Source organism: Pseudomonas sp. VI4.1 (assembly GCF_002029345.1).
GTDB lineage: Bacteria > Pseudomonadota > Gammaproteobacteria > Pseudomonadales > Pseudomonadaceae > Aquipseudomonas.
This window is the reverse complement of the sequence record NZ_MULM01000141.1, coordinates 1-21,421: the sequence shown is the minus strand read 5'-3', so window position 1 is coordinate 21,421 and position 21,421 is coordinate 1. Positions and strand designations below refer to the sequence as shown.

Annotated in this window: 12 protein-coding genes and 3 pseudogenes; all 15 read left to right on the top strand. The window is 61.9% G+C overall.

The features are described 5' to 3' along the window. The first annotated feature begins 307 nt into the window (after positions 1-307). The gene (locus BZ163_RS12170; RefSeq protein WP_128871111.1) at positions 308-1,057 is read left to right on the top strand and encodes a hypothetical protein; all 750 of its coding nucleotides are present in this window, start codon (positions 308-310) and stop codon (positions 1,055-1,057) included. A gap of 70 nt (positions 1,058-1,127) precedes the next feature. Beyond that, positions 1,128-1,661 carry a type VI secretion system contractile sheath small subunit gene (tssB, locus tag BZ163_RS12165; protein WP_128871110.1) on the top strand — a complete coding sequence of 178 codons (534 nt, stop codon included), beginning with the start codon at positions 1,128-1,130 and terminating at the stop codon, positions 1,659-1,661. Positions 1,662-1,671: 10 nt separating this feature from the next. Next, a complete protein-coding gene (gene tssC, locus BZ163_RS12160; RefSeq protein ID WP_064677236.1) occupies positions 1,672-3,174 on the top strand; it encodes a type VI secretion system contractile sheath large subunit in 1,503 nt (500 codons plus the stop codon). A 25-nt stretch (positions 3,175-3,199) separates the two neighbouring features. Further along, positions 3,200-3,682 (top strand): type VI secretion system baseplate subunit TssE, encoded by a 483-nt coding sequence (tssE, locus tag BZ163_RS12155; protein ID WP_128871109.1) that lies wholly within the window; start codon positions 3,200-3,202, stop codon positions 3,680-3,682. After that, on the top strand, positions 3,682-5,514 hold the full coding sequence (gene tssF, locus BZ163_RS12150) for a type VI secretion system baseplate subunit TssF (protein WP_128871108.1): 1,833 nt from the start codon (positions 3,682-3,684) through the stop codon (positions 5,512-5,514). Before tssE ends, tssF begins: the two co-directional genes overlap by 1 nt. Next, on the top strand, positions 5,478-6,548 hold the full coding sequence (gene tssG, locus BZ163_RS12145) for a type VI secretion system baseplate subunit TssG (protein WP_128871107.1): 1,071 nt from the start codon (positions 5,478-5,480) through the stop codon (positions 6,546-6,548). The genes tssF and tssG overlap by 37 nt, the downstream gene beginning before the upstream one ends. After that, a pseudogene (gene tssH, locus BZ163_RS12140) lies at positions 6,545-9,147 on the top strand (type VI secretion system ATPase TssH). The gene tssG and the pseudogene tssH overlap by 4 nt, the downstream one beginning before the upstream one ends. A gap of 23 nt (positions 9,148-9,170) precedes the next feature. Continuing rightward, positions 9,171-9,950 carry a type VI secretion system lipoprotein TssJ gene (gene tssJ / locus BZ163_RS12135; RefSeq protein WP_128871106.1) on the top strand — a complete coding sequence of 260 codons (780 nt, stop codon included), beginning with the start codon at positions 9,171-9,173 and terminating at the stop codon, positions 9,948-9,950. After that, a complete protein-coding gene (gene tssK, locus BZ163_RS12130) occupies positions 9,943-11,286 on the top strand; it encodes a type VI secretion system baseplate subunit TssK (RefSeq protein WP_128871105.1) in 1,344 nt (447 codons plus the stop codon). The genes tssJ and tssK overlap by 8 nt, the downstream gene beginning before the upstream one ends. Then, the gene (icmH, locus tag BZ163_RS12125) at positions 11,283-12,011 is read left to right on the top strand and encodes a type IVB secretion system protein IcmH/DotU (RefSeq protein WP_128871104.1); all 729 of its coding nucleotides are present in this window, start codon (positions 11,283-11,285) and stop codon (positions 12,009-12,011) included. Before tssK ends, icmH begins: the two co-directional genes overlap by 4 nt. A 30-nt stretch (positions 12,012-12,041) precedes the next feature. Then, positions 12,042-15,924: pseudogene (locus BZ163_RS12120) on the top strand (type VI secretion protein IcmF/TssM N-terminal domain-containing protein). Positions 15,925-15,955: 31 nt separating this feature from the next. Then, a pseudogene (gene tagF, locus BZ163_RS12115) lies at positions 15,956-16,881 on the top strand (type VI secretion system-associated protein TagF). Next, positions 16,878-19,373 (top strand): type VI secretion system membrane subunit TssM, encoded by a 2,496-nt coding sequence (tssM, locus tag BZ163_RS12110; protein ID WP_128871103.1) that lies wholly within the window; start codon positions 16,878-16,880, stop codon positions 19,371-19,373. Before tagF ends, tssM begins: the two are co-directional and overlap by 4 nt. A gap of 160 nt (positions 19,374-19,533) precedes the next feature. Next, on the top strand, positions 19,534-20,052 hold the full coding sequence (locus BZ163_RS12105; protein ID WP_064677225.1) for a type VI secretion system tube protein Hcp: 519 nt from the start codon (positions 19,534-19,536) through the stop codon (positions 20,050-20,052). 94 nt (positions 20,053-20,146) lie between these two features. After that, positions 20,147-21,235 carry a type VI secretion system protein TssA gene (gene tssA / locus BZ163_RS12100; RefSeq protein WP_128871102.1) on the top strand — a complete coding sequence of 363 codons (1,089 nt, stop codon included), beginning with the start codon at positions 20,147-20,149 and terminating at the stop codon, positions 21,233-21,235. The last annotated feature ends 186 nt before the right edge of the window (positions 21,236-21,421 follow it).

Genomic DNA, 21,421 nt, shown 5'->3' with positions numbered 1-21,421 from the left:
AGAATATTCCTACAGCATTTTGCAGCGCGTGATGGCTCGAAGACATCATTGCGACATGTATCAAAAACGAGAAAAAATCCGCTTCCGTGTGAACTTTTCGATACGAAACGGTGCCCTATACGACGCTGGTGGCTATTCGATACCGATATGCCAGCATTCACTTCCAATTATTCCTGGCAGTGCGATTTTGCGATGTAAACATCGGCAAACGCACTGTGTGCCCAGGTGTTGTTTTGAGCAATTCGTTCTTCCCGCTCTCCCGTATTTGTTCGGGCAGCCGGCGTGAAGATTCAAGGACGATGTACCAATGACTCAAGCGTTTGATGTTGAAGCACTGATCAGATTGCGTAGCCAGACCCGGGCCATTTCCGATGCGCTCAAGGCGCAGGCTTCGGACTATCTGGCGACCCTGGCATTGCTGATTCGTCCGCAGACGTTTTTCGGTGAGTACCTGCAAGGCGCGCAGCGCAGCAGCGGCCGCGAGACCCAACACCATTTCAAGGAGCTCAAGGAACTGTACGACCGCATCGGTTCGGCCTCGCCGTTCCAGCTGGTCAATGAGCTTGAAGTCCCCCTGCACCTGATCGGTACGACGCCGGAACTGTTCCCGCTGGAGTACGACAAGGTGCTGTCCCAAAGCGGGCAATCCATTCGCATCACCAGCCCCGTGCGCTGGGTGGTGGGTTTCAGTTCGTTTGACCTGGCCCGCTTTCGCACAGTGATCAAGGACCCCAATCGCAGCAGCGCCGAACTGCACCGCTTTGTCGTGCACTACCTGGTGTTGTTCTACTGCCTGAGCCAATCGCCGGGCGTGGGCCGGGTGCTTGAAGGCCTGCGTTTTCCCCTGAGTTTCGAGCGGCTCAAGGACTTTGGCGACCTGCCCTTTTGCGTGATCGGCTCACCGGTGCGCGCCCAATTGCCTGATGAATCGGTGATCCGCAGCAGCACCCAGATCGCCGGCAACACCAGCTTCGAAGAGCTGGTCGGCCACGAGAATATTGTGGAAATGAACGATGAGATCCGTCAGCGCCTTCTGCTGACGATCGAAGGAATGTAACGCGCCAGGCCAACAGTTGAGCCGACACGCAAACGACTTGCAGCGAATGTGTTCGCACCAGGAGATCACGATGGCGAAGAAGGAAAGTACCCAGCACAAACTCGACCGCGTTCGCGCGCCTCGGGTCCATATCACCTATGACGTGGATATCGGTGACGCTCAGGAAAAGAAAGAGCTGCCCTTTGTCGTCGGTGTGCTGGGCGATTTCTCCGGCAACCCGCTGGAGCCGCTGCCGAAGCTCAAGGACCGCAAGTTCATCTTCATCGACCGCGACAACTTCAACGGCGTGCTCAAGGGCATCAAGCCGCGCCTGGCTTACCGGGTCGACAACACCCTGGTCAGCAATGGCACGCAGCTGGGTGTGGAGCTCAACTTCAGCGCCCTCGAAGACTTCGAACCGCAGAACGTGGTGAAGCAGGTCGAGCCGCTGCGCAAGTTGCTGGAAGTGCGCAACAAGCTGGCGGACCTGCGCAACAAGATGGGCGGCAACGACAAGCTCGAAGAGCTGCTCATGGACGTGTTGCAGAACACTGAAAAGTTGAAAACGCTGGGCAAGGAATTCGGCCGCGAAGCCGCCGTTCCAGCCACCGATGGTAAAGAGTAGGAGCCTGACGATGAACGACAAGCAAACCGTGACTCAACAGGACAGCGATCTGGTTGAAGTGGAAAACTTCGCCCCGCCCTCCTCGCTGCTCGACAGCATCATTTCCCAGAGCCGTGTGGCGCGTTCCGAGACCGAGCGCACCCGCACCCGGGACCTGATCGGCGAGCTGGTCAGCCAGGTGCTGGAAGGCGAGATGACGCCGAGCAAGGACCTGATTGCCGTGCTCGACGCGCGCATCGCCGAAATCGACGCGATGCTCTCCGAGCAGATGAACGAAATCATGCACGCCCGGGAGTTCCAGCAGCTGGAAGCGTCCTGGCGCGGCCTGAAGTATCAGGTCGACCAGACCGAGACCAGCACCACCCTGAAGATCCAGCTGCTCAATGCGTCGAAGAAAGACCTGGTGCGCGACCTCAAGTCGGCGTCCGAATTCGACCAGAGCGCGCTGTTCAAGAAGATCTACGAAGAAGAATACGGCACCTTCGGTGGTGCTCCGTTCGGCATGTTGCTGGGGGATTACGAGTTCAACCGCAGCCCGGAAGACATGTACCTGCTCGAAGAGATTTCCCATGTCGCCGCAGCGGCCCATGCGCCATTCATCTCGGCGGCCTCACCAGAGCTGTTCGGCTGGGATTCGTTTACCGACATGTCCGGCCCGCGGGACCTGGCGAAGATTTTCGACACCGTCGAATACGCCAAGTGGAAGTCGTTCCGCGCCTCCGAAGACTCGCGTTATGTCGGCCTGACCCTGCCCCACGTGCTGGGTCGCCTGCCTTACGGGCCGGATACCACGCCGGTCGAGGAATTCAACTTCGTTGAAAGCGTCGATGGTCGCGATCACAACAAGTACCTGTGGATGAACGCCGCCTATGCCCTGGGCACCCGGGTCACCGACGCGTTTTCGCGCTACGGCTGGTGCGTGGCGATTCGCGGGGTCGAAGGTGGCGGTCTGGTCGAAGGCCTGCCGACCCACACCTTCAAGACCGATGACGGCGAAATCGCCCTCAAGTGCCCGACCGAGATCGCCATCACCGACCGCCGTGAAAAAGAGCTGTCGGACCTGGGCTTCATTCCGCTGGTGCACTGCAAGGGCACCGACTACGCCGCGTTCTTCGGCACCCAGTCGACGCAGAAGCAGAAGCACTACAACACCGACATCGCCAATGCCAACGCCCGGTTGTCCGCGCAGTTGCAGTACATCTTCGCCACCTCGCGCATCGCGCACTACATGAAGGCGATCATGCGCGACAAGATCGGCAGCTTTGCCTCGCGCAAGGACGTCGAGCTGTTCCTCAACAAGTGGCTGTCGAGCTACGTGCTGCTGGACGACACCGCCAGCCAGGAAGCCAAGGCCAAGTTCCCGTTGCGTGAAGCGCGGGCCGAAGTGTTCGAGGTTCCGGGCAAGCCGGGGGTGTACAAGGCCGTGACCTATCTGCGCCCGCACTATCAACTGGACGAACTGACCGCTTCGTTGCGCCTGGTCGCCGAATTGCCGCAATCGACCCGCGGCTGATCAACACCACTGCCAGGGAGGCAACATGAGTAGTCAACACAGGCTGTTGCCATCGCTGCTGGATCGCTTGCTGGACGATCTGCCCCATCAGTCCATGGAAGCGTCATCGCAACGCTTGTGTTCGCTGGCCGATTACAAGGCCAGCATCGTTCGCGACCTCGAGGTGCTGGTCAACACGCGCCAGTCCCTGGTCGCCAACGAACTGGAGGGTTTCGTCAATCTGGGCGGAACCATCCTCGACTACGGCATGCCGGACTTCACCAGCCGCAGCGTGCTGGATCCCCAGGACCGCCTGTTGATTCAACGCCAGCTGGAAAAGGCGATCAGCGTCGGCGACCGGCGGTTTCGCAACGTCAAAGTCCAGCTGCTCGCGCAACAGACCGGCCAACGCATGCTGACCTTCCGCGTCGACGCCGTACTGCGTCTGCAAGACATCACCCGTCAGGTGTCCTTCGACGCGGTGCTGCAGGTCAATACCCAGGAATACAAAGTGCAGAACCTCAACTGATGCTCGACGATCTGCTGCCCTATTACGAAAAGGAACTGTCGCACCTGCGCTTTTTGGGCCAGGAGTTCGCCAGCCAGTACCCGAAGATCGCTTCGCGGTTGCTCATCGAGGGCGATAACTGCGAAGACCCGCATACCGAGCGCCTGATCGAGGCCTTCTCGTTCCTGTCGGCCCGGGTGCACAAGAAGCTCGATGATGAACTGCCGGAAATCGTCGAGTCGTTTCTCGAAGTGCTGTACCCGCATTACCTGCGCCCGACCCCGTCGATGTCGATTGTCGAGTTCAACCTGGGCAAGCGGGAGAAAGTCACCGAAGCCTTCCGTGTCCCCCGGCACACTGAACTCAGTGCCAACCCGATCGATGGCGTGGTGTGCAAATTCCGCACCTGCTACCCGGTCGAACTCTGGCCGGTGGCGGTGCATCAAGCCTCGTTCATCGAAATGGAGCGCTCGGCGTTCAACGGTCACAGCGCCGACCTGGTCGCGCGGCTGCGCATCGGCCTGAGGGCAACGTCCGATGTGTTGTTCGGCAAGATGGAACTGGACCGCCTGCGCTTTTTCCTCGACGGCGAAAGCACCCTGATGCTGCAGCTCTACGAGTTGCTGTTCAACAACCTGGCCAAGGCGACGGTGAGCTTCGACGATCAGGGCCGCACGCGCGAGGTCGCATTGCCGGCTAACGCGTTGAAAGCCGTTGGTTATGGCCTGGACGAAGGCCTGGTGGATTACTCGGAGCGCTCGTTCCTGGGTTATCGCTTGCTCCACGAGTACTTCACCTTCCCGGACAAGTTCATGTTCTTCGACCTGTCGGGGTTTGCGCGGCTGTTGGCGGGCCAGAACCTCGAGAACATCGAGATCAACTTCTATTTCTCGGATTACGACCTGAGCGATCGCCTGGCACGCCTGACGCAGAACATCGGACGCAATAACTTCAAGCTCAACTGCACCCCGATCATCAACCTGTTCCGCCAGCAGGCCGAGCCGATCAAGTTGACCCATGCCCAGCATGAGTACGCGGTGACGCCGGATGTGCGCCTGCAAAGCTCGGCCGAAGTGGTGTCCATCGATCGCGTACGCCGGGTGCGCAAGGTCGGCGGCCTCGATCAGGTCGACACCTGCCACCCGTTTTTCGAACCGCGCGGCGACCAGGGACCCGGCCAAAGCTTCTGGATTGCCCGGCGGCGCCCCGTGCAGACCCGTCAACGGGATGGCTCGAACATGGTCATCCGGGTGGTGGATCGCGAGCTGGAGCTGCTCGACTCGAACAACGATACGTTGAGCATCCGCCTGACCTGCAGCAACCGCGACCTGCCGCTGATGCTGCCGTTCGGTGGCGAGCGCGGCGACTTCAATATTCCCGGCAACTCGGTGATCAACGACATCCGCTGCTTGCGCAAACCCACCGCAACGGCCCGCGTGCCATTGGGCAATGGCGTGATCTGGCGCCTGATCTCGCACCTGTCGCTCAACCATATGTCCCTGGTGTCCCGGGGGCGCGACGTGCTGCTGGAGCTGTTGTCGCTCTACAACTACCGCAACGTCTCGGCGATCCGCAAGCAGATCAACGGCATCGTTTCGCTGAGCAGCGAACCGGTGGTGGCGCGTATCGGCCACCCGCGGCCGAACTTCGTGCGCGGCGTCGGCATCACCCTGAATTTCGATGAAAGCCAGTACACCGGCAGCGGTGTGTTTTTGTTCGGCATGGTGCTGGACCACTTCTTTGGCCAGTACTGCAGCATGAACAGTTTTACCCAATTAACCCTTCGCACCTTGCAGCGCGAAAAGAGAGTCGTCCAATGGCCACCACGAACCGGCGATCAACCCCTGGTCTGATCGACCAGGCACGGGCTGAGCCGCACCGATTCGAATTTTTCCAATTGGTGCGCTTGCTCCGCCTGCATTACAGCAGAACCGGGCGCATGGACCTGGACACTCGACCGCACGAAGACCCTTTGCGTTTTCGCTCGCAGCTGTCGCTCAACTTCCCCGCCAGTGAAGTCAGCGACCTGCAGTTCGAGCGCGAGGGCAAGGTGTCCGCGGCCGGCTTGCCGCTGTCCGAAGTGCAAGTCACGTTCATGGGCCTGGTCGGGCCTTCGGGTGTGCTGCCGCGCCCCTACACCGAGCTGTTGATCGAGCGGCACATCCAGTACCGGGATGACGCGGCCCATGCGTTCCTCGATATTTTCTCGCACCGCATGACCACGCTGTTTTACGAGGCCTGGCAGAAATACAAGTTCTACATCGAGTACGAACGCAACGGCACCTCGGACTTCGATCGCTACCTGCTCAACCTGGTGGGTTTCGGCCCCGAGGCGCAGAAGCAGAAATTCGACAGGCAAGGCTCACCGTTGCGGCGCGAATTGTTCAGCTACTTCTCCGGCCTGTTCGCCCAGAAGCCACGCAACGCGATGAACCTCGAAGCGATGCTGGGTTTCTATTTTTCGCTGCCGTTCAAGGTCAAGCCGTTTGCCGGCCGCTGGCTGAAACTCGATGCCGGCCAGTGCACGCAGTTGGGTCGCAAGAACGCCGTGCTCGGGCAAAGCGCCGTGGCGGGCAATCGGGTCTGGGACTATCAATCCTGCGTGCAAATCGAGATCGGCCCGCTGGACCTGGTCGACTATCAACGCTTCCAGCCCGGCACCGTGGACTACCAGAAACTGGTGGAACTGGTGCGCTTCTACGTTGTCGCCGAACTGGACTTCCAGTTGGCGCCCAGGCTCAAGCCCGCAGCCGTGCCCGTGGCCCGCCTCGGGCGCCAGGGCAATGTGTCACTGGGCTGGCTGGGCTGGCTCAAACGCCCGGGCGTCGACGTGGAACCGTCCCGTTGCGCCCTCTTCCACATTCCATTCGATGGGGTCTCCCTGTGAACCTGAAGTCCCTGTTTGCCAAGTTGAACGACACCAGCCGCACCGCCACCGAAAGCGCCGCGGCGCTGTGCCTGTCGGAACAGCACTACGACGTCGAGATCGAGCACCTGTTGTTGCAGTTGCTGGATAGCCTCGACAACGACCTGCCGGCCATCCTGCGTCACTACGACGTGGTGCCCGAGCGCCTGCAGGCGCAGTTGCTGACGGCGCTGGGCACGTTCAAGAAAGGCAATACCCGCACCCCGGCACTGTCGCCGCACATCACGCGGATGATCGAGCAAGCCTGGGTGCTGGCCTCCATCGAATTCGGCCAGGGGCAGATTCGCACCGGTTATCTGTTGCAGGCGTTGCTGGATGACAACGAGCTGCGTCGGGTGGTGATCGCCTCCGCCCCCGAGCTGGAAAAAATCAATGCCGACGACCTGCGGGTCAACCTCGGCGCGCTGGTCGAAGGCAGCGCCGAATCGCAACAGGCCAAGCCCCTGGCCGGTGCGGACGTCACGGCCCGCGGCACGGTCAAAGGCAACGGCAAGACCCCGGCCCTCGATCAGTACACCATCAACCTGACGCAAAGCGCCCGCGAAGGCCGGATCGATCCGGTGCTCGGCCGCGAGTTCGTGGTGCGGCAGATGTCGACATCCTGACCCGTCGTCGCCAGAACAATCCGATCCTGACCGGTGAAGCCGGCGTGGGTAAAACCGCCGTGGTCGAAGGCCTGGCGCTGCGCATCATCCAGGGTGACGTGCCGTCGGTGCTTAAAGACGTCGCCATCCACACCCTCGACCTGGGCTTGCTGCAGGCCGGTGCCGGGGTCAAGGGCGAGTTTGAAAACCGCCTCAAGTCGGTCATCGAGGAAACCAAGCGCAGCCTGCACCCGATCATTCTGTTCATCGACGAAGCGCACACCTTGATCGGTTCGGGTGGCCAGGCCGGGCAGAACGATGCCGCCAACCTGCTCAAGCCGGCCCTCGCCCGGGGCGAACTGCGCACCATCGCCGCGACCACCTGGGCCGAGTACAAGAAGTATTTCGAGAAAGACGCGGCGTTGGCCCGGCGCTTCCAGGTGGTCAAGGTCGAAGAGCCGGACGAAGACAAGGCGATCCACATGCTGCGCGGCCTGCTGGGCAAGATGCAGGATCACCACAAGGTCACGGTGATGGACGAAGCGCTGGTGCAGGCCGTGCGCCTGTCCAGTCGCTACATCACCGGGCGCCAGTTGCCGGACAAGGCCGTCAGCGTGCTGGACACCGCCTGCGCCCGTGTCGCCCTGGGCCAATCGGCGCAGCCGGGGCCGCTGGAAGACTGCAAAAAAACCCTCGACAACCTCCAGGCAGAAATCGCGGTGCTGCAGCAGGAAGCGGCCAAAGGCAGCGACCATGCCCAGCGCCTGGCCACCCTGCAGACCGAATTGCAGGCCGGGCAGCAGACCCGCGAAACCCTGGAGCAACAGTGGCAGCGCGAACTGCAACTGGTGGAAAAACTCGGCGCGCTCAGCCATCCGGACAACCAGGCGCCCGATGTGCGCGAGATTGCCGCCGTACGTGCCGAGCTGGCCAGCGTCCAGGGCGAACAACCGCTGGTGCATGCCCTGGTGGATGGCGGCACCATCGGCGAAGTGATCTCCGGCTGGACCGGCATCCCCCTGGGCAAGATGCTGCGCGACGAGATCGACACCGTCCAGCGCCTGCCCGCCCTGTTGGGCGAACGGGTGCTGGGCCAGGACCACGCACTGCAGGAAATCGGCAAGCGCATCAAGGTGTCCCGCGCGCGCATGGAAGACCCGAACAAACCGATCGGCGTGTTCCTGTTGCTCGGCCCGAGTGGCGTCGGCAAGACCGAAACCGCCCTGGCCCTGGCCGACACCCTGTACGGCGGCGAGCGTAACCTGATCACCATCAATATGTCCGAGTACCAGGAAGCCCATACGGTATCGAGCCTCAAGGGCTCGCCACCGGGTTACGTCGGCTACGGCGAAGGCGGCGTGCTGACCGAAGCCGTGCGGCGCAAACCGTATAGCGTGGTGCTGCTGGATGAAGTGGAAAAAGCCCACCCGGATGTGCTCGAACTGTTCTTCCAGGTATTCGATAAAGGCGTGCTGGATGACGGCGAAGGCCGCGAGATCAACTTCCGCAACACCGTGATCATTCTCACGTCCAACACCGGCACCGAGCACATCATGCAGGCGTGCCTGAATGCCGGGCAGCAGCCGACGCCGGATGAAATCGTCGAAGGCTTGCGCGAGGAGTTGAACCAGGTGTTCAAGCCGGCGTTCCTCGGCCGCCTGACCGTCGTCCCCTACTACCCGGTCAAGGACGCGATCCTGGAGCGCATCGTCGCGCTCAAGCTCGAGCGCATCCGCCAGCGCTTCGAGCGTAACCATCAAGCCGTACTGAGCTACGACGCCGCGCTGGTCAAGGCCATTGCCGCACGCTGCACCGAAGTCGACAGCGGCGCGCGCAACATCGACAACATTCTGTCCAAGACCCTGATGCCGGAACTGGCCCAGCAGGTCCTGGAGCGAATGGCGCAGGACACACCGATTCAGAGTTTGCACATCGAGATGGACAGCGACGGCGATTTCGCCTGTCGCCTGAGCTGATCGAGCACTTACAGGTAACCGTGATGGATAACAGACAGACAGGGAAGCGTGCAGCGCAGCCAGCATTGGCAAAGTGCCTGGTCGCGGTGGCAATGATGATGGCACTGACCGCCTGTGGCGTCACCGACCGTGTCGGCAAGCGGGTCGACGATACCTGGGCCGGCGACATGCTGTTCGACGACAACGAGAAGGTCATCCTGACCTCCGACGGCGGCAATCAGCTCAATCCCGACGAGTCCGGCAAACCGCTGTCGGTGGTGATTCGCGTGTACCAGCTGACTTCGCTGGAGCGCTTTTCCTCGATCGACGCCGACACGCTGTGGGACGACCCGCAAAAGGCCTTGGGCAACACGTTGCTGGAAAACCGCGAAATCACCCTGCTGCCGGGCATGGGACAAGTCGACAAGTGGCCTTTGAACAAGGCCGCGGGCTATGTCGGCGTCGCCGCTTTTTTCCGCTCGGAAGAAAACAGCCGCTGGAAGGTCGCCTTTGACGCCGAATCGCTGCGCAAGGAAGGCATCTGGTTTTCCTCCGATGGCCTGCGGGTGCTGGTGGACAACAACACCGTCTCCGCCATGGGCGGCGTCGACGTACTGAACAAACCCAAGACCGAAGCGCAGCTCGCCAAGGCGTCTGCGCCGCTTTCACAGGCTACCGCCCAGGCCGACCAGCCAACTGAAGGCAGCCTCACCCAGCGCGTCCAGGACGCGGTCGTGCAACAGGCCGAAGACACGGCCACCAGCTCCGCGCAACAGGCGACGGAGTCGAAATTAAACTCTTTACTGGAAGGCGTTCATGAGTAAGCAAAGCCGGGTGATGTGGTCGGAAGGCATGTTCCTTTTGCCACAACATTTCCAATACCAGGATGAGTTCCACCAGCATCAGCTGGCGGAATCGACGCTGCGCAGCACGCCCTTCCATTGGGGCGTGCAGATGCTGCAGGTCGATGAAGAAGCCCTCGCCACCGGCTCCTTGCAGCTCAAACGGCTGAAACTGGTGTTTCCCGACGGCAGCTTGTATGACGCGCCGCAGCATGACCCGCTGCCAGCGGCCCGTGACTTGAAAGACTTGCTCAAGAGCAACGACCTGAAGGTCTACGCCGCGCTGAAACTGCCTGAGCCCTTCGGCATGAATTATGTCGAAGACGGCCAGGAACAAAAAAGCGCACGGCGTTTTCGCAAGCAGTTCGACACCTTGCCGGACCTCAACGAAGGCGACCTCGAGAACGAAATCACCAGCCTGCGCCTGAACGTGGTGATGCTGATCGACGGCGACAACCTGGATGGCTACAGCTGGTGCCCGATCGCCCGGCTGTCGCGCAATAACATCGGGGGGTTCAACCTCGACGCGCACTTCGTGCACCCGACCCTGCATGTCGGCACCCACGAAACCCTGATCGGGCTTGGCAAACGCTTGCTCGGTGCCTTGCAATCCAAGAGCAAGGCGCTGTCGGGCCGTCGTCGCGAACGCGCGGACCAGATTGCCGAGTTCGGCTCCAGCGATGTGACCCTGTTCTGGCTGTTGAACACGGTGAACCGGGCACACCCGGGCCTGGCGCACCTGCTTGCCCACCCGCGCCTGCACCCCGAGCGCCTGTATCTGTTTCTCGCCGAGCTCGCGGGCGGCCTGCTGACGTTTTCCCTGGACACCCAGCTCAACGACATCCCCGAGTATGACCATCACGACCCGGCGGCCTCGCTGGTCAAGCTCGACGAGATGATTCGGGTGCTGCTCGACAACGTGGTGCCTAACCAGTGCGTGGTGATCAACCTGACCCAGACCAAGCCGTCGTACTGGCAGGGACAGTTGCTCGACCCGCGCCTGGCCGAGGCCGATTTCTATATTTCCGTGCACGCCGACATGCCGGGTTCCAGCCTGCTGGAACTGGTGCCGCGCGCGTTCAAGGTCGGTTCGCCCGAAGACATTGAAGTGGTGGTCAACAGCGCCATGCCCGGGGTCACGCTCAATCACGCGAGCCGCTTGCCCAATGCGATTCCGGTGCGCCTGGACAATCACTACTTCTCCATCGAGCCCCATGGCCGGGTGTACGAACGCATGATGAGTGCCCAGGCCATCTCGTTCTACGCGCCCAGCGCCTTTACCAATCTCAAGCTTGAACTGATGGCGGTACTCAAATGACTGAAGCCGTAATGCAAGGCGCCGTGGCGACCGCCAGCGAAAAACCGCTGATGAAAGACCTGGTGCAAGACTTCATCAGCATGGCGCTGATCGTGCGCAAAGGCCGGCAAGTGACCTCGGTCAGCGCTTTCGAGGCGAGCATCGATGCCTTCTTTTCGACCCTGGAACGCGAAGCCCGCAGCGCCAACTACAGCGTCGAACAAGTGAAGGACACGCAATACGCCCTGTGTGCGTTCCTCGACGAAAGCGTGTTGCGCTCCGGCGTCCCGGGGGCTGTCGATAACCCGTTGCGCAGTCACTTCGAACTGCAGCCGTTGCAGTTCCGCTATTTCGGCGTGCACCTGGCCGGCGAAGGCTTCTTCGAGAAAATCGATTCGTTGCGCAGCGACGTCAAGCAGAACCTGGACGTGCTCGAGGTGTACCACCTGTGCCTGGCGCTGGGTTTCGAAGGCAAGTTCAGCCTCGGCCAGAAAGACCAGTTGCGCTACCTGGCCAACACCCTGGGCCAGGACATCGCGCGTTACCGCAAGACGCCCAAGGCGCTGTCGCCCGATTGGGCCCTGCCCGACCAGGTCTCGCAGATGCTGCGCCATGAAGTGCCCGTCTGGCTCTACCTGGCGCTGATTGCGCTGGTCTGCGTGGGGGTTTACCTGACGCTGGACTGGCTGTTGGCCAAGGACGTCGCCGCGTTGTCCGAACAAATCAGCCAGCTGTTCAGTGCCTGAGCACAGGTCAGGTAATCGAGTCAGGAAGACATGAAGACATTATTGCGTTTGTTGAAAAGTTTTTGGTTGGTCATCCCCGTGTTGTGGCTGGCGAGCCTGGCGGTGTGCTGGTTCGTCGCGCCGCACGTCAGCTGGTTGCGCGGCTATGCGCTGGAGGCGATGGCGATCATCAGCGCCTTCTATTTGCTGATCATTGTGCTGCGTCAGTACAAGCGGATCCGTGCGGAACACAACCTTGAGCATCTGGTGCAGATCGAAGTCGATCGATCGCTCAAGTCCACCGGTGAGTTCCGCGACCAGCAAGTGCTGCGCGAACGCCTCAAGCACGCCATCGCGATGCTGCGCACCGATCGCTCGGCCGGTGGCGGTGGCTCGTCGGCGCTGTATGACCTGCCGTGGTACCTGGTCATCGGCATGTCCGGCGCCGGCAAGACTTCGTTGCTGACCCGTTCCGGCCTGTCCGCGAGCATCGCCAACAGCGCCAATGACACCCAGAGCGGCACTCAACACTGCGACTGGTACTTCAGCCCCGAGGCCGTGATGATCGACACGGCCGGCCGTTACCTGCGCGACGACCAGTCGGCCAGCGAGTTCGCCGCGTTCCTGCGGATGCTGAAAAAGCAACGCAACAAGGCGGCAGTCAACGGCCTGGTGCTGGTGGTCAGCCTGCCCGAGTTGCTGGCGGCCAGCGCTGCCGAACGCAACGAACTCGCGGCGCAACTGGTGTCGCGCATCGAGGAATACACCGACTGCCTGGATGCCAACCCGCCGATCTACCTGATGTTGAGCAAGACCGACCAACTGCCGGGCTTCAGCCAGGCATTCGAAGGCCTGGACCTCAATGAACGCCAGCAACCGCTGGGCATGACCTTCGGCCTGTCGGAAATCCGCAACCAGGGTCTGCGCCCGGTGCTGGATGCCAAGCTGGCCAACCTGCACAGTCATATCCGCCGGCATGTCGACGCACAGATGATTGCGTTGGGGGCGGATGCCAACAGCGCGCTGCTGAATTTCCCGAACTACTTTTCCGAACTGTCGGTGGTGCTGGAGCAGTTCCTCCAGCACTTCGCCCACACCGGGCAGGCGGGCGCGCCGCTGTTGCTGCGCGGCCTGTATTTCACCAGCGCCCTGCAGACCGATCAGCAGCTGAGCCAGGTCTATGAAGATGACCTCGCCGAGTCGTTCGCGCTGCAGCCACAACCCGAGCACGCCCCGCACGCGTCCGGCAGCGGCCAGAAAATCAGCGATCGCAGCTATTTCATTACCGATACCTTCCGCCGGGTGATTTTCCCGGACCGCGACCTGACGCTCTATCAGTCGCGTTTCGGCCAAAACAAATCCTTCAGCCCTGCCCTGCTGGGCGTGGCGGTGCTTGCCGGGCTGGTGTTCATTGGCTGGCAAACCCTGTCATTCCAGAACAACCGCCAGTGGCTGGACGCGTTGCGTGAGCAACTGACCGCGCTGCAGCAATCACCGGATCGCGCCCAGTTGCTCGCCTCGGGCCAGGGCCTGGAATTGCTGCGCGATCAACTCGCCGCCATCGAAAAATACCGTGCCCAAGGCGTGCCGCTGCAACTCGGCGCCGGCCTTTATCGGGGTGAGGACATCTACCTCCTCGCCCAGAATGCCTATTTGCAGCAACTGCGCACCCAGGCGCTGGAACCGGTGGCCCTGCACCTGCAATTGCAGATGCGCGCGTTCAACGAATTCGCCAAAACCATGGACCCGCAGAACAACTTTGCGCCCGCGTCCGCCAAGGCCGGTAGCCCCTCCGCCAAGGCCCGTGCCCAAGGGCTGAAATTGCCGACCCGCTTGAGCAGCGTGCCGCGCAGCGCCGGTGATGTCAGCAACCGCTTGAGCGGTGCGGCCAAGGGTGCCGCCAGCAATGCTCGCGCAGAGGCATGACCGCGCTGCGCAATCGGCCACGGCGAGCGACGCTGCCGATCTGTCGGCGACCACCGGTGGGCTCTCGTTGTCCGAGGAAATGCTGGGCCGGCTGGACGAGCGCCAGGTCGAGTCCATCATCGAGTCCTATAACGCGCTGAAGCTGTACCTGATGCTGACCCAGCCCGATGCGCATCCCGAGCCGGAATTCGTCGGGGCGGCGTTGCCGGTGGCCTGGGCCAGTACCGCCAGTGCCGACAAACCGGTCAGCGCTGACGTCATAGCGGACAACTCGCCGGTCTACGTGCAACTGCTCAAGAACGGCCAGGCGCCGTCCCTGCCACGCAACGAGCAGTTGATCAGCGAAACCCGCAACAGCCTGAAGTCGTTCATGATTTCCAGCTCGCTGGTGGATCGCGAATATTTGCGCCTGCAATTGGAGTCCAGCCGCCAGTTTCCGGCCCTGGGCCTGAGCGATCTGGTGCCGTTGCCGGGGCGTCAGCTGTTGTACGGCACCGAAGCGGTGCCGGCGATTTTCACCCGCCAGGGCTGGGAGCAGTTCGTCAAGCCGGAGCTGATCAAGCTGGTGTCGGGCAACCTGCGCAACGAATCGGACTGGGTGCTCGACGGCGAAGGCGGCGACAGCCTGGTGCAGAAAGCCAACTTCATCCGTGAGTTCATGACCCGCTACAAGCGCGACTACACCCAGGCCTGGTATGGCTTCATCGACAGTGTCGGCGTGCGCCATTTCACCGACATGGCCAACGCGACCCAACAACTGTCGCTGCTCAGCGACGTGCAGAACTCGCCGGTGAAAAACCTGCTGGCGGCGGTCAACGACAACACCCAATGGGATGTACCTGCACCCCGTGAAACACTGCAACAGGGGATCAAGCGCGATGACGGGTTCTGGGGCAAGGTCACCGGTATCTTCGATGGCCAGGACACCTCGCCAAACGCGTTGATTTCGCCGCTGCCCGCCGTGGATGACGGCAGCCTGGCCAAGCGCTTCGAGCCGGTGTCTCGAGTGTTCGCGGTGCAGAACGCCGAGGGTGCCGACAGCACCATCATGGATCGCTACCTGGCGGCGTTGCGCAAGCTCAAGGTGCGGATGAACAACATCCAGCGCTCGCAAAACGTCGGCAAAAGCAGCAAGCAACTGATCAGCGAGACCCTGGAAGGCCAGCCGAGCGAAGTCACCAGCGTGCGCAACTATGTCGAGACTACCGTCGACACCAGCCAGGGCGGCCTGTCCACCTCGCTGCAAGGTCTGTTCAGCCTGCCGATCCAGTTTGCCTGGGAAACCCTGCGCGATCCGGCCGGCGAGCAGATCGCCAAGGCCTGGGCGCAACAGATCGCCAAGCCCTGGGAACAGGTGATGGCGCACCGTTACCCGATCGCGGCGGGCAGTCGCAACGAAGCTTCGGTCAAGGACCTGCAGCGTTTCGTCGACCCGGAGTCCGGCCTGCTGCCGAACTTCAAGCGCAACGAAATCGGCAACCTGTCCGGCGGCGAAGGCCTGGGCATGAGCAGCGCCAGCAAGGCCACGCCACTGGTCAATCCGGGCATGGTCAACAGCATCGACAAGGCCAGCTCCCTGGGCCAGGTGATCGCCAGCCTGTCGGACCGGGAAAACGGCTTCGAGATCATGCTCGAGCCTTCGGCCCACTTCACCGACATCATCTTCACCCTCGATGGCCAGGTGCAGCATTACCGCAACGGCAAGACCAGTTGGAGCCGCTTCTCCTGGCCGGGCACCACCACCGCTCCCGGCGCGCGCATGGACGTGGTGACCCTGACCGGCGAGCGCATCACCGTGTTCGATTACCCGGGTCGCTGGGGCCTGTTGCGCATGAATGACAGTGCCCGGGTCAGTGACCTGGACGGTATCCAGCAACGTTTCAGCTGGAACACCGCCAGTGGCCAGGTCAGCCTCGCCGTGCGCAACTATGGCGGCGTCAAGCTGACCGACCTGGCCAACGTCAAGGCCCTGAGCGCACTCAACTCGACAGGCGGACGGCCACAGTGATCATGCTCGTGTTGCATCAGGGACCCGGCCGATGATCGGCTGTTTCGGCAAAGTGCCCGCGAGCCCGGACTTCGTCAGCCTGCACGGTGCAGCCGACGACGTCTGTGAGTTCGATGCCTGGCTGCAAGGCGCATTGGCCGCCCTGCAGCCTCGTGAGGACTGGCGTGAATTGTTCGACGCGTTGCCGCTGTGCTTTTTCTGCTATCGCGCCCGCAGCGGCAACTGGGTGCTGGGCGGGCTGATCAGTTCGCGGGATTCAAGCCAGCGCCGCTATCCGTTCTTCATTTTCCAAAGCATCAAAGCCAGCGAAGCCGGGCCCTTGGTCAACCCTTTCACCCTCGGCGAGCTGTTCAGCGGGCAGATCCGGCCCTTGTTGCACATGGCCGCCCAGGGCGAAAGCACCTCGGTGCTGTTCGAACGCATCAAGGCCTTGCGCCCCTTGCAGGGCCAGGACTTCGAATTGTTCCGGCGCGTGCACGACAAGTTCCTGGTGAACTTCAACCTGCGCGACATCGCCACCGCGCTGGAAGGCGCCTACCCGGAGTTCGTCACCAACGCGGTGCTCACCCGCTTGCAGGCCTTGAACCGGCATCTGCACCACGGGACGCCGATCGGTATCGCCCTGCCCTTGCCGGCGGAACGCGGGTTGAAAAATCCGACCGCCGATTTGTGGGTCACCTGGTTGACGCGCATGACACCCGGCAACGCCGTGCCGCAGATCAGCCTGCTGGCGACGACTTCATGCGTCCCCGGCTGATCTGCTTCGCCTCGCGCACCACCAGCGACGCCTATCGCGTGCTGACCGGCACCGCCGAGCGCTCGCAAAGCTATGACGTGCTGGGTTCATTCGAGGCGTTTGACGAGCACCACCCTGCCGGCGTCTTTCCCGAAATCGATCGCCCTCTTGATGACGTCATCGACCGTTTTGTCGCTGCCCTGGATTCGAAGTCCGTATGAACAAGATCAAGTATTACTGCTTGCGCTACCAACCCTACATTCTGGGGGTGGTGTTTTTCCTCACGATCTTCCTGGTGTGGGGCATCGGGCGCGCGTTTGACTTCAGCTCGTTGAACAGCCTGCTGACGGGCATCGGCGTGTTCCTGCTGCTCGCCTGCGGCTACGTGCTGCTGCTGTATCGCGGGGTGTCGCGGCACCACAATCTCGAAGGGCTGCTGCGCGAGGATGCCGACCAGGCAGTGCTGAACGCCAGCCCGGCGGACCGCGAGGAAGTCAGCCTGTTGCGCGAGCGCCTGTTGCAGAGCATCGAGCGCCTGCACAGCAACAAGCCCCGGGGCGGCAATTCCAAGGATGCCTTGTATGCCCTGCCCTGGTACCTGGTGATCGGCCAGCCGGCCGCGGGCAAAAGCACGATGCTCTATCAATCGGGTCTCAACTTCCCTTATGCCGAGCGCGAAGGTGCGCGCGTCGCCGGCCTGGGCGGCACCCGCAATTGCGACTGGTTTTTCAGTTCCGAGGCGGTGCTGCTGGATACCGCCGGGCGCTACATGAACAACCAGGAGGAAGCCGGCAAATGGCGGGCCTTCCTCCAGCTGCTGCGCCAGCACCGCCAGCGCCGGCCGCTCAATGGCTTGATCGTCACCGTCAGCATCCATGACATTCTGCAAGCCTCGCTCGAGGACCAGGAGCGGATTGCCAAGCGCCTGCGCGAGCGCATCCAGGAAACCCATGCGCTGCTGGAAGTGCGCCTGCCGGTCTACCTGGTGTTCACCAAGTGCGACCTGGTGCCGGGATTCGCCCCCTTCTATCGCCAACTGGATGACGTTGCCCGGGGCGAAGTCATGGGCAAGACATTCCCCCATAAAGGTTATGAGCAGGCCGACTGGGGCCGGCAGTTCGGCGTGGCGATGGACGAGCTGGTCAGCTATTGGCAACAGGTGGCGAGCCAGCAGTTGGTCCTGCAGGACATTCAGATCACCCGCCAGGATTCGGCGGTGTATCGCTTCCCGCTGGAACTGGCAGCACTGAAACCGCGGCTCCAGCTGTTCGTCGATGCCCTGTTGCGCGCCAACCCGTATCAAAAGGCCGAACTGCTGCGCGGTTTCTATTTCACCAGCGCCCTGGATGCCGACCAGCCGGAACTGGGCGGGCACACCCGCCAGGTCACCGAGCGTTTCTCCCTGGGTTCTGACCAGGCGCTCGCCAGCGGCACCGCGCAAGCGCGCCCGTTGTTCATCAGCAGCCTGTTTCGCAAGGTCATCATCCCTGACCAGCACCTGGTGGCGTTGTACACCACCAATCATCGCGAACGTCGGCGCAAAGCCGCCTGGATTGGCGGCGCCGGCCTGTTGGCGCTGCTGCTGTGTGGACTGTTGGGCTGGTCTTATGTGAACAACAGAAACACGGTGCAGGCGATCTCGACGGAACTGGCCCAGGCGGCCGCCACTGATGCGGCGGCGACGGGTCAATACACCGAGTGGCAAACCCTGGACCGCATGCGCTTCTGGACCGCCCATTACTACGCGCAACATCACGACCAGGGTGTGCCACTGCGCATGCGTCTGGGGCTGTACCAGGGCTACAAGGTCGAGCCGCTGCTGCGCAGCCGGTATTTCGCCCGGCTGGAAAGCGTGATGCTCAAGCCGACGGCCGACAACCTGACCCGCTCGCTGTACCTGCTGACCACCCTCAAGGTGTATCAGCGCAACAGCAAGGAACTGCTGCCCGTGACCGGCATCGACAGCGTCGAACCCAAGGCCTTGCCGAGCGACAACCGGGCCCAGTCGATCGCGGCCTTCGGCAAGACGACGCTGGACACCTACGTCATGCTCTCCCGTGCCCAGCGCGAAAAGGCTGACCCCGCGTTTCTGAAGGCAAAGATCCCGGACTACTGGTACCCGGCGATCGCCCGCCAGACAGGAAAGACCATCGGTGCCGGCAATGACGGCTCGGGCGCGAATCTGGATTACGAGTTTGCCAGCCGGCAGATCAATTTCTACAGCGACCAGATCCACGAGGAAGACGTGCCGCGGATCCTCGACAACGCGTTCCTGACGTCCAGTTCGCGCAATTACATCAACAGCCTGTTGACCCAGTCGCTGCGCTCGATCGAGACCATCACCCTGGAGTCGGACACCTTGTTCGCCTTTGGCCGCGCCGATTTCCAGAGCCTGAAAACCGAAGGCCAGGGCCAGCTCAGCGCGATCGCCGGCAAGCTGTTGAGCACCCCTGACATCGGCAAGATCATCATCGCCGGGCATGCCGATCAACTGGGCGACCCACAGGGCAATATGCAGGTGTCCAGACAGCGCGCGCAGACCATCAAGACCTACCTGGTGGGCAAAGGCGTGCCCGGCGAGTTGGTCGAAGCCATCGGCGAAGGCAGCACCCGGCCCCTGGTCAAATGCGACATGCAGCAGCCCCGGGCCCGGCTGATCCAGTGCCTGGAGCCGAACCGGCGGGTAGAAATCGAAGTGCGGGCGCTCAACTGAGAGCGTCTCGCGCTTGCAGAAACACCGGTGCCCGGGTCGTCTCGACGCAAAGGCCCAGGCCGGTAACACACCTCTGTTGATCGTTTCAAAGAGGTTAATACGAAGGGTTCGTGACCTGTTCGCAGGTCAGTCCTTAAATGAAGGTAAGGAGCAATTAAAAATGGCATTTGACGCATATATCCAGATCGAAGGCATTCCAGGTGAAGTGCTGGACGACAAGCACAAGGACTGGATCGAAGTGCTGGGCTACGAGTTCAGCGCAACCCAGGCAACTTCCGCGACGGCCAGTTCTTCGGGCGGCGCTTCGTCGGAGCGTGTGGCGTTGAGCGACTTCAGCATCCGCAAGGCCGTGGACAAGGCTTCTGCCAAACTGTTCGAAGCCTGCTGCAAAGGCACGCACATCGCCAAGATCCAGCTGAACGTCAACCGCGCCGGCGGCGACAAGGTCACCTACCTGACCATCAACCTCGAAGAAGTCGTGGTTTCTTCGGTCAAGGCCGTTGCCGGTGGCAGTCAAGGCGGTGAAGACAAATCGGTCAGCGACTTGCCGATCGAGGAAATCAGCTTCAACTTCGCCCGCATCAAGACCACCTACACCCAGCAGAGCCGGGCCGATGGCCAGGGCGGCGGCAACGTGACCGGCGGTTGGGATCGCACGGCCAACAAGGTTTTCGCTTAAGTCTGCAGCGATGGCGGGCCGCGCAAGCGGTCCGTGTTCGGCACCGTGCCTGGCGATCAGGCACGGTGTTCTTTTATCTTGACCAGAGTTGCCTATGTCTGAATTTCTCAACGACCTTTCGCTGGCCGAACTGACAGCGCCCATCAATGAGGGAAGCGGCGAAGACTTGAGCTTTTCCACCTTGTTCGATCAGGTGAAGGAAGCGCGTCGAGCAGACCCCGATTACCTGACCCAGGGTGATTGGCAGACCGATCTGAAATCCTCGGATTGGGACCTGACCATCACCCTGGCTGCCCAAGGCCTGGCTCGACAGAGCAAGGACCTGATGCTGGTCGCCTGGCTCAGCGAGGGCCTGGCGCACCGCTACCACTTCGTCGGCATCACCTTCGGCCTGACCCTGGCCGAGCGCATTCTGCAGGCCTTCTGGGCGGACTTGTTCCCGTCCCTCGAGGACGGCGTCGATGAACGCGCCGCACGGCTGGCGTGGATGAAAACCTCGCTGGCGGACATTGTCGGCGCGCTGCCGATTACCCAGGGGCAGCAATACGGTTTGCTGCGTTATGACGAGTCCAGGCATGTGGAAAACCTGGCGCTGCAGAACCCCCAGGCCATGCGGGCCGCCCTCGACGAAGGCAAGATCAACGCGGAGATTTTCCAGCGTTCGGTGGTATTGACCGACTCGGACTATCTGCGTCTCAAGGCCGCCGAAATCGCCGCCAGCCTGAAAGCCTGCCAGCAGCTGCAGAGCACCGCGGACCAGCACTTCGGCGCCGAAGCGCCCAGTTTCGCCGGGCTCAATGACATCCTGTTCCGCGCCGGGCAACTGGTCGAGAAACTGCTGAAGGATCGGGGCATCGAACTGCACCCGGCCGTGGCCGTTGCGGCCGCCCCTGAAAACGCTGCTGAACAACCTGCAGGTCCTGCCATGACCCAGCCCCAAGACCTTTCGGCCACGCCGCTGCGCACCACACCGCTGACCCGCGACGAGGCCTTCACCCAGCTGGCGGGCATCGCCCAGTTCTTCAAACAGACCGAACCCCAGAGCCCCGTCCCCTACCTGATCGAACGCGCAATCAAATGGGGCAACATGCCGCTCGAGGGGTGGCTGAACGATGTGATCAAGGACAGCAATGTGGTGGACAGCATTCGCGATGTGCTGGGGACCAAAGAGTCGAAGTCCTGATTCACCGCCTTCGACTTGCTCGCGATAGCGGTCTGTCAGCCAACACCTCTATTGAATGTGCCACCGTCTTCGCCGGCAAGCCGGCTCCTACACGGGATCGCTGGTGTTCACCGATTTCTTGTTCACTGAAAATCCCCTGTAGGCGCTGGCTTGCCAGCGAAAGCGGTCTGCCAGCCAACTCCTCTA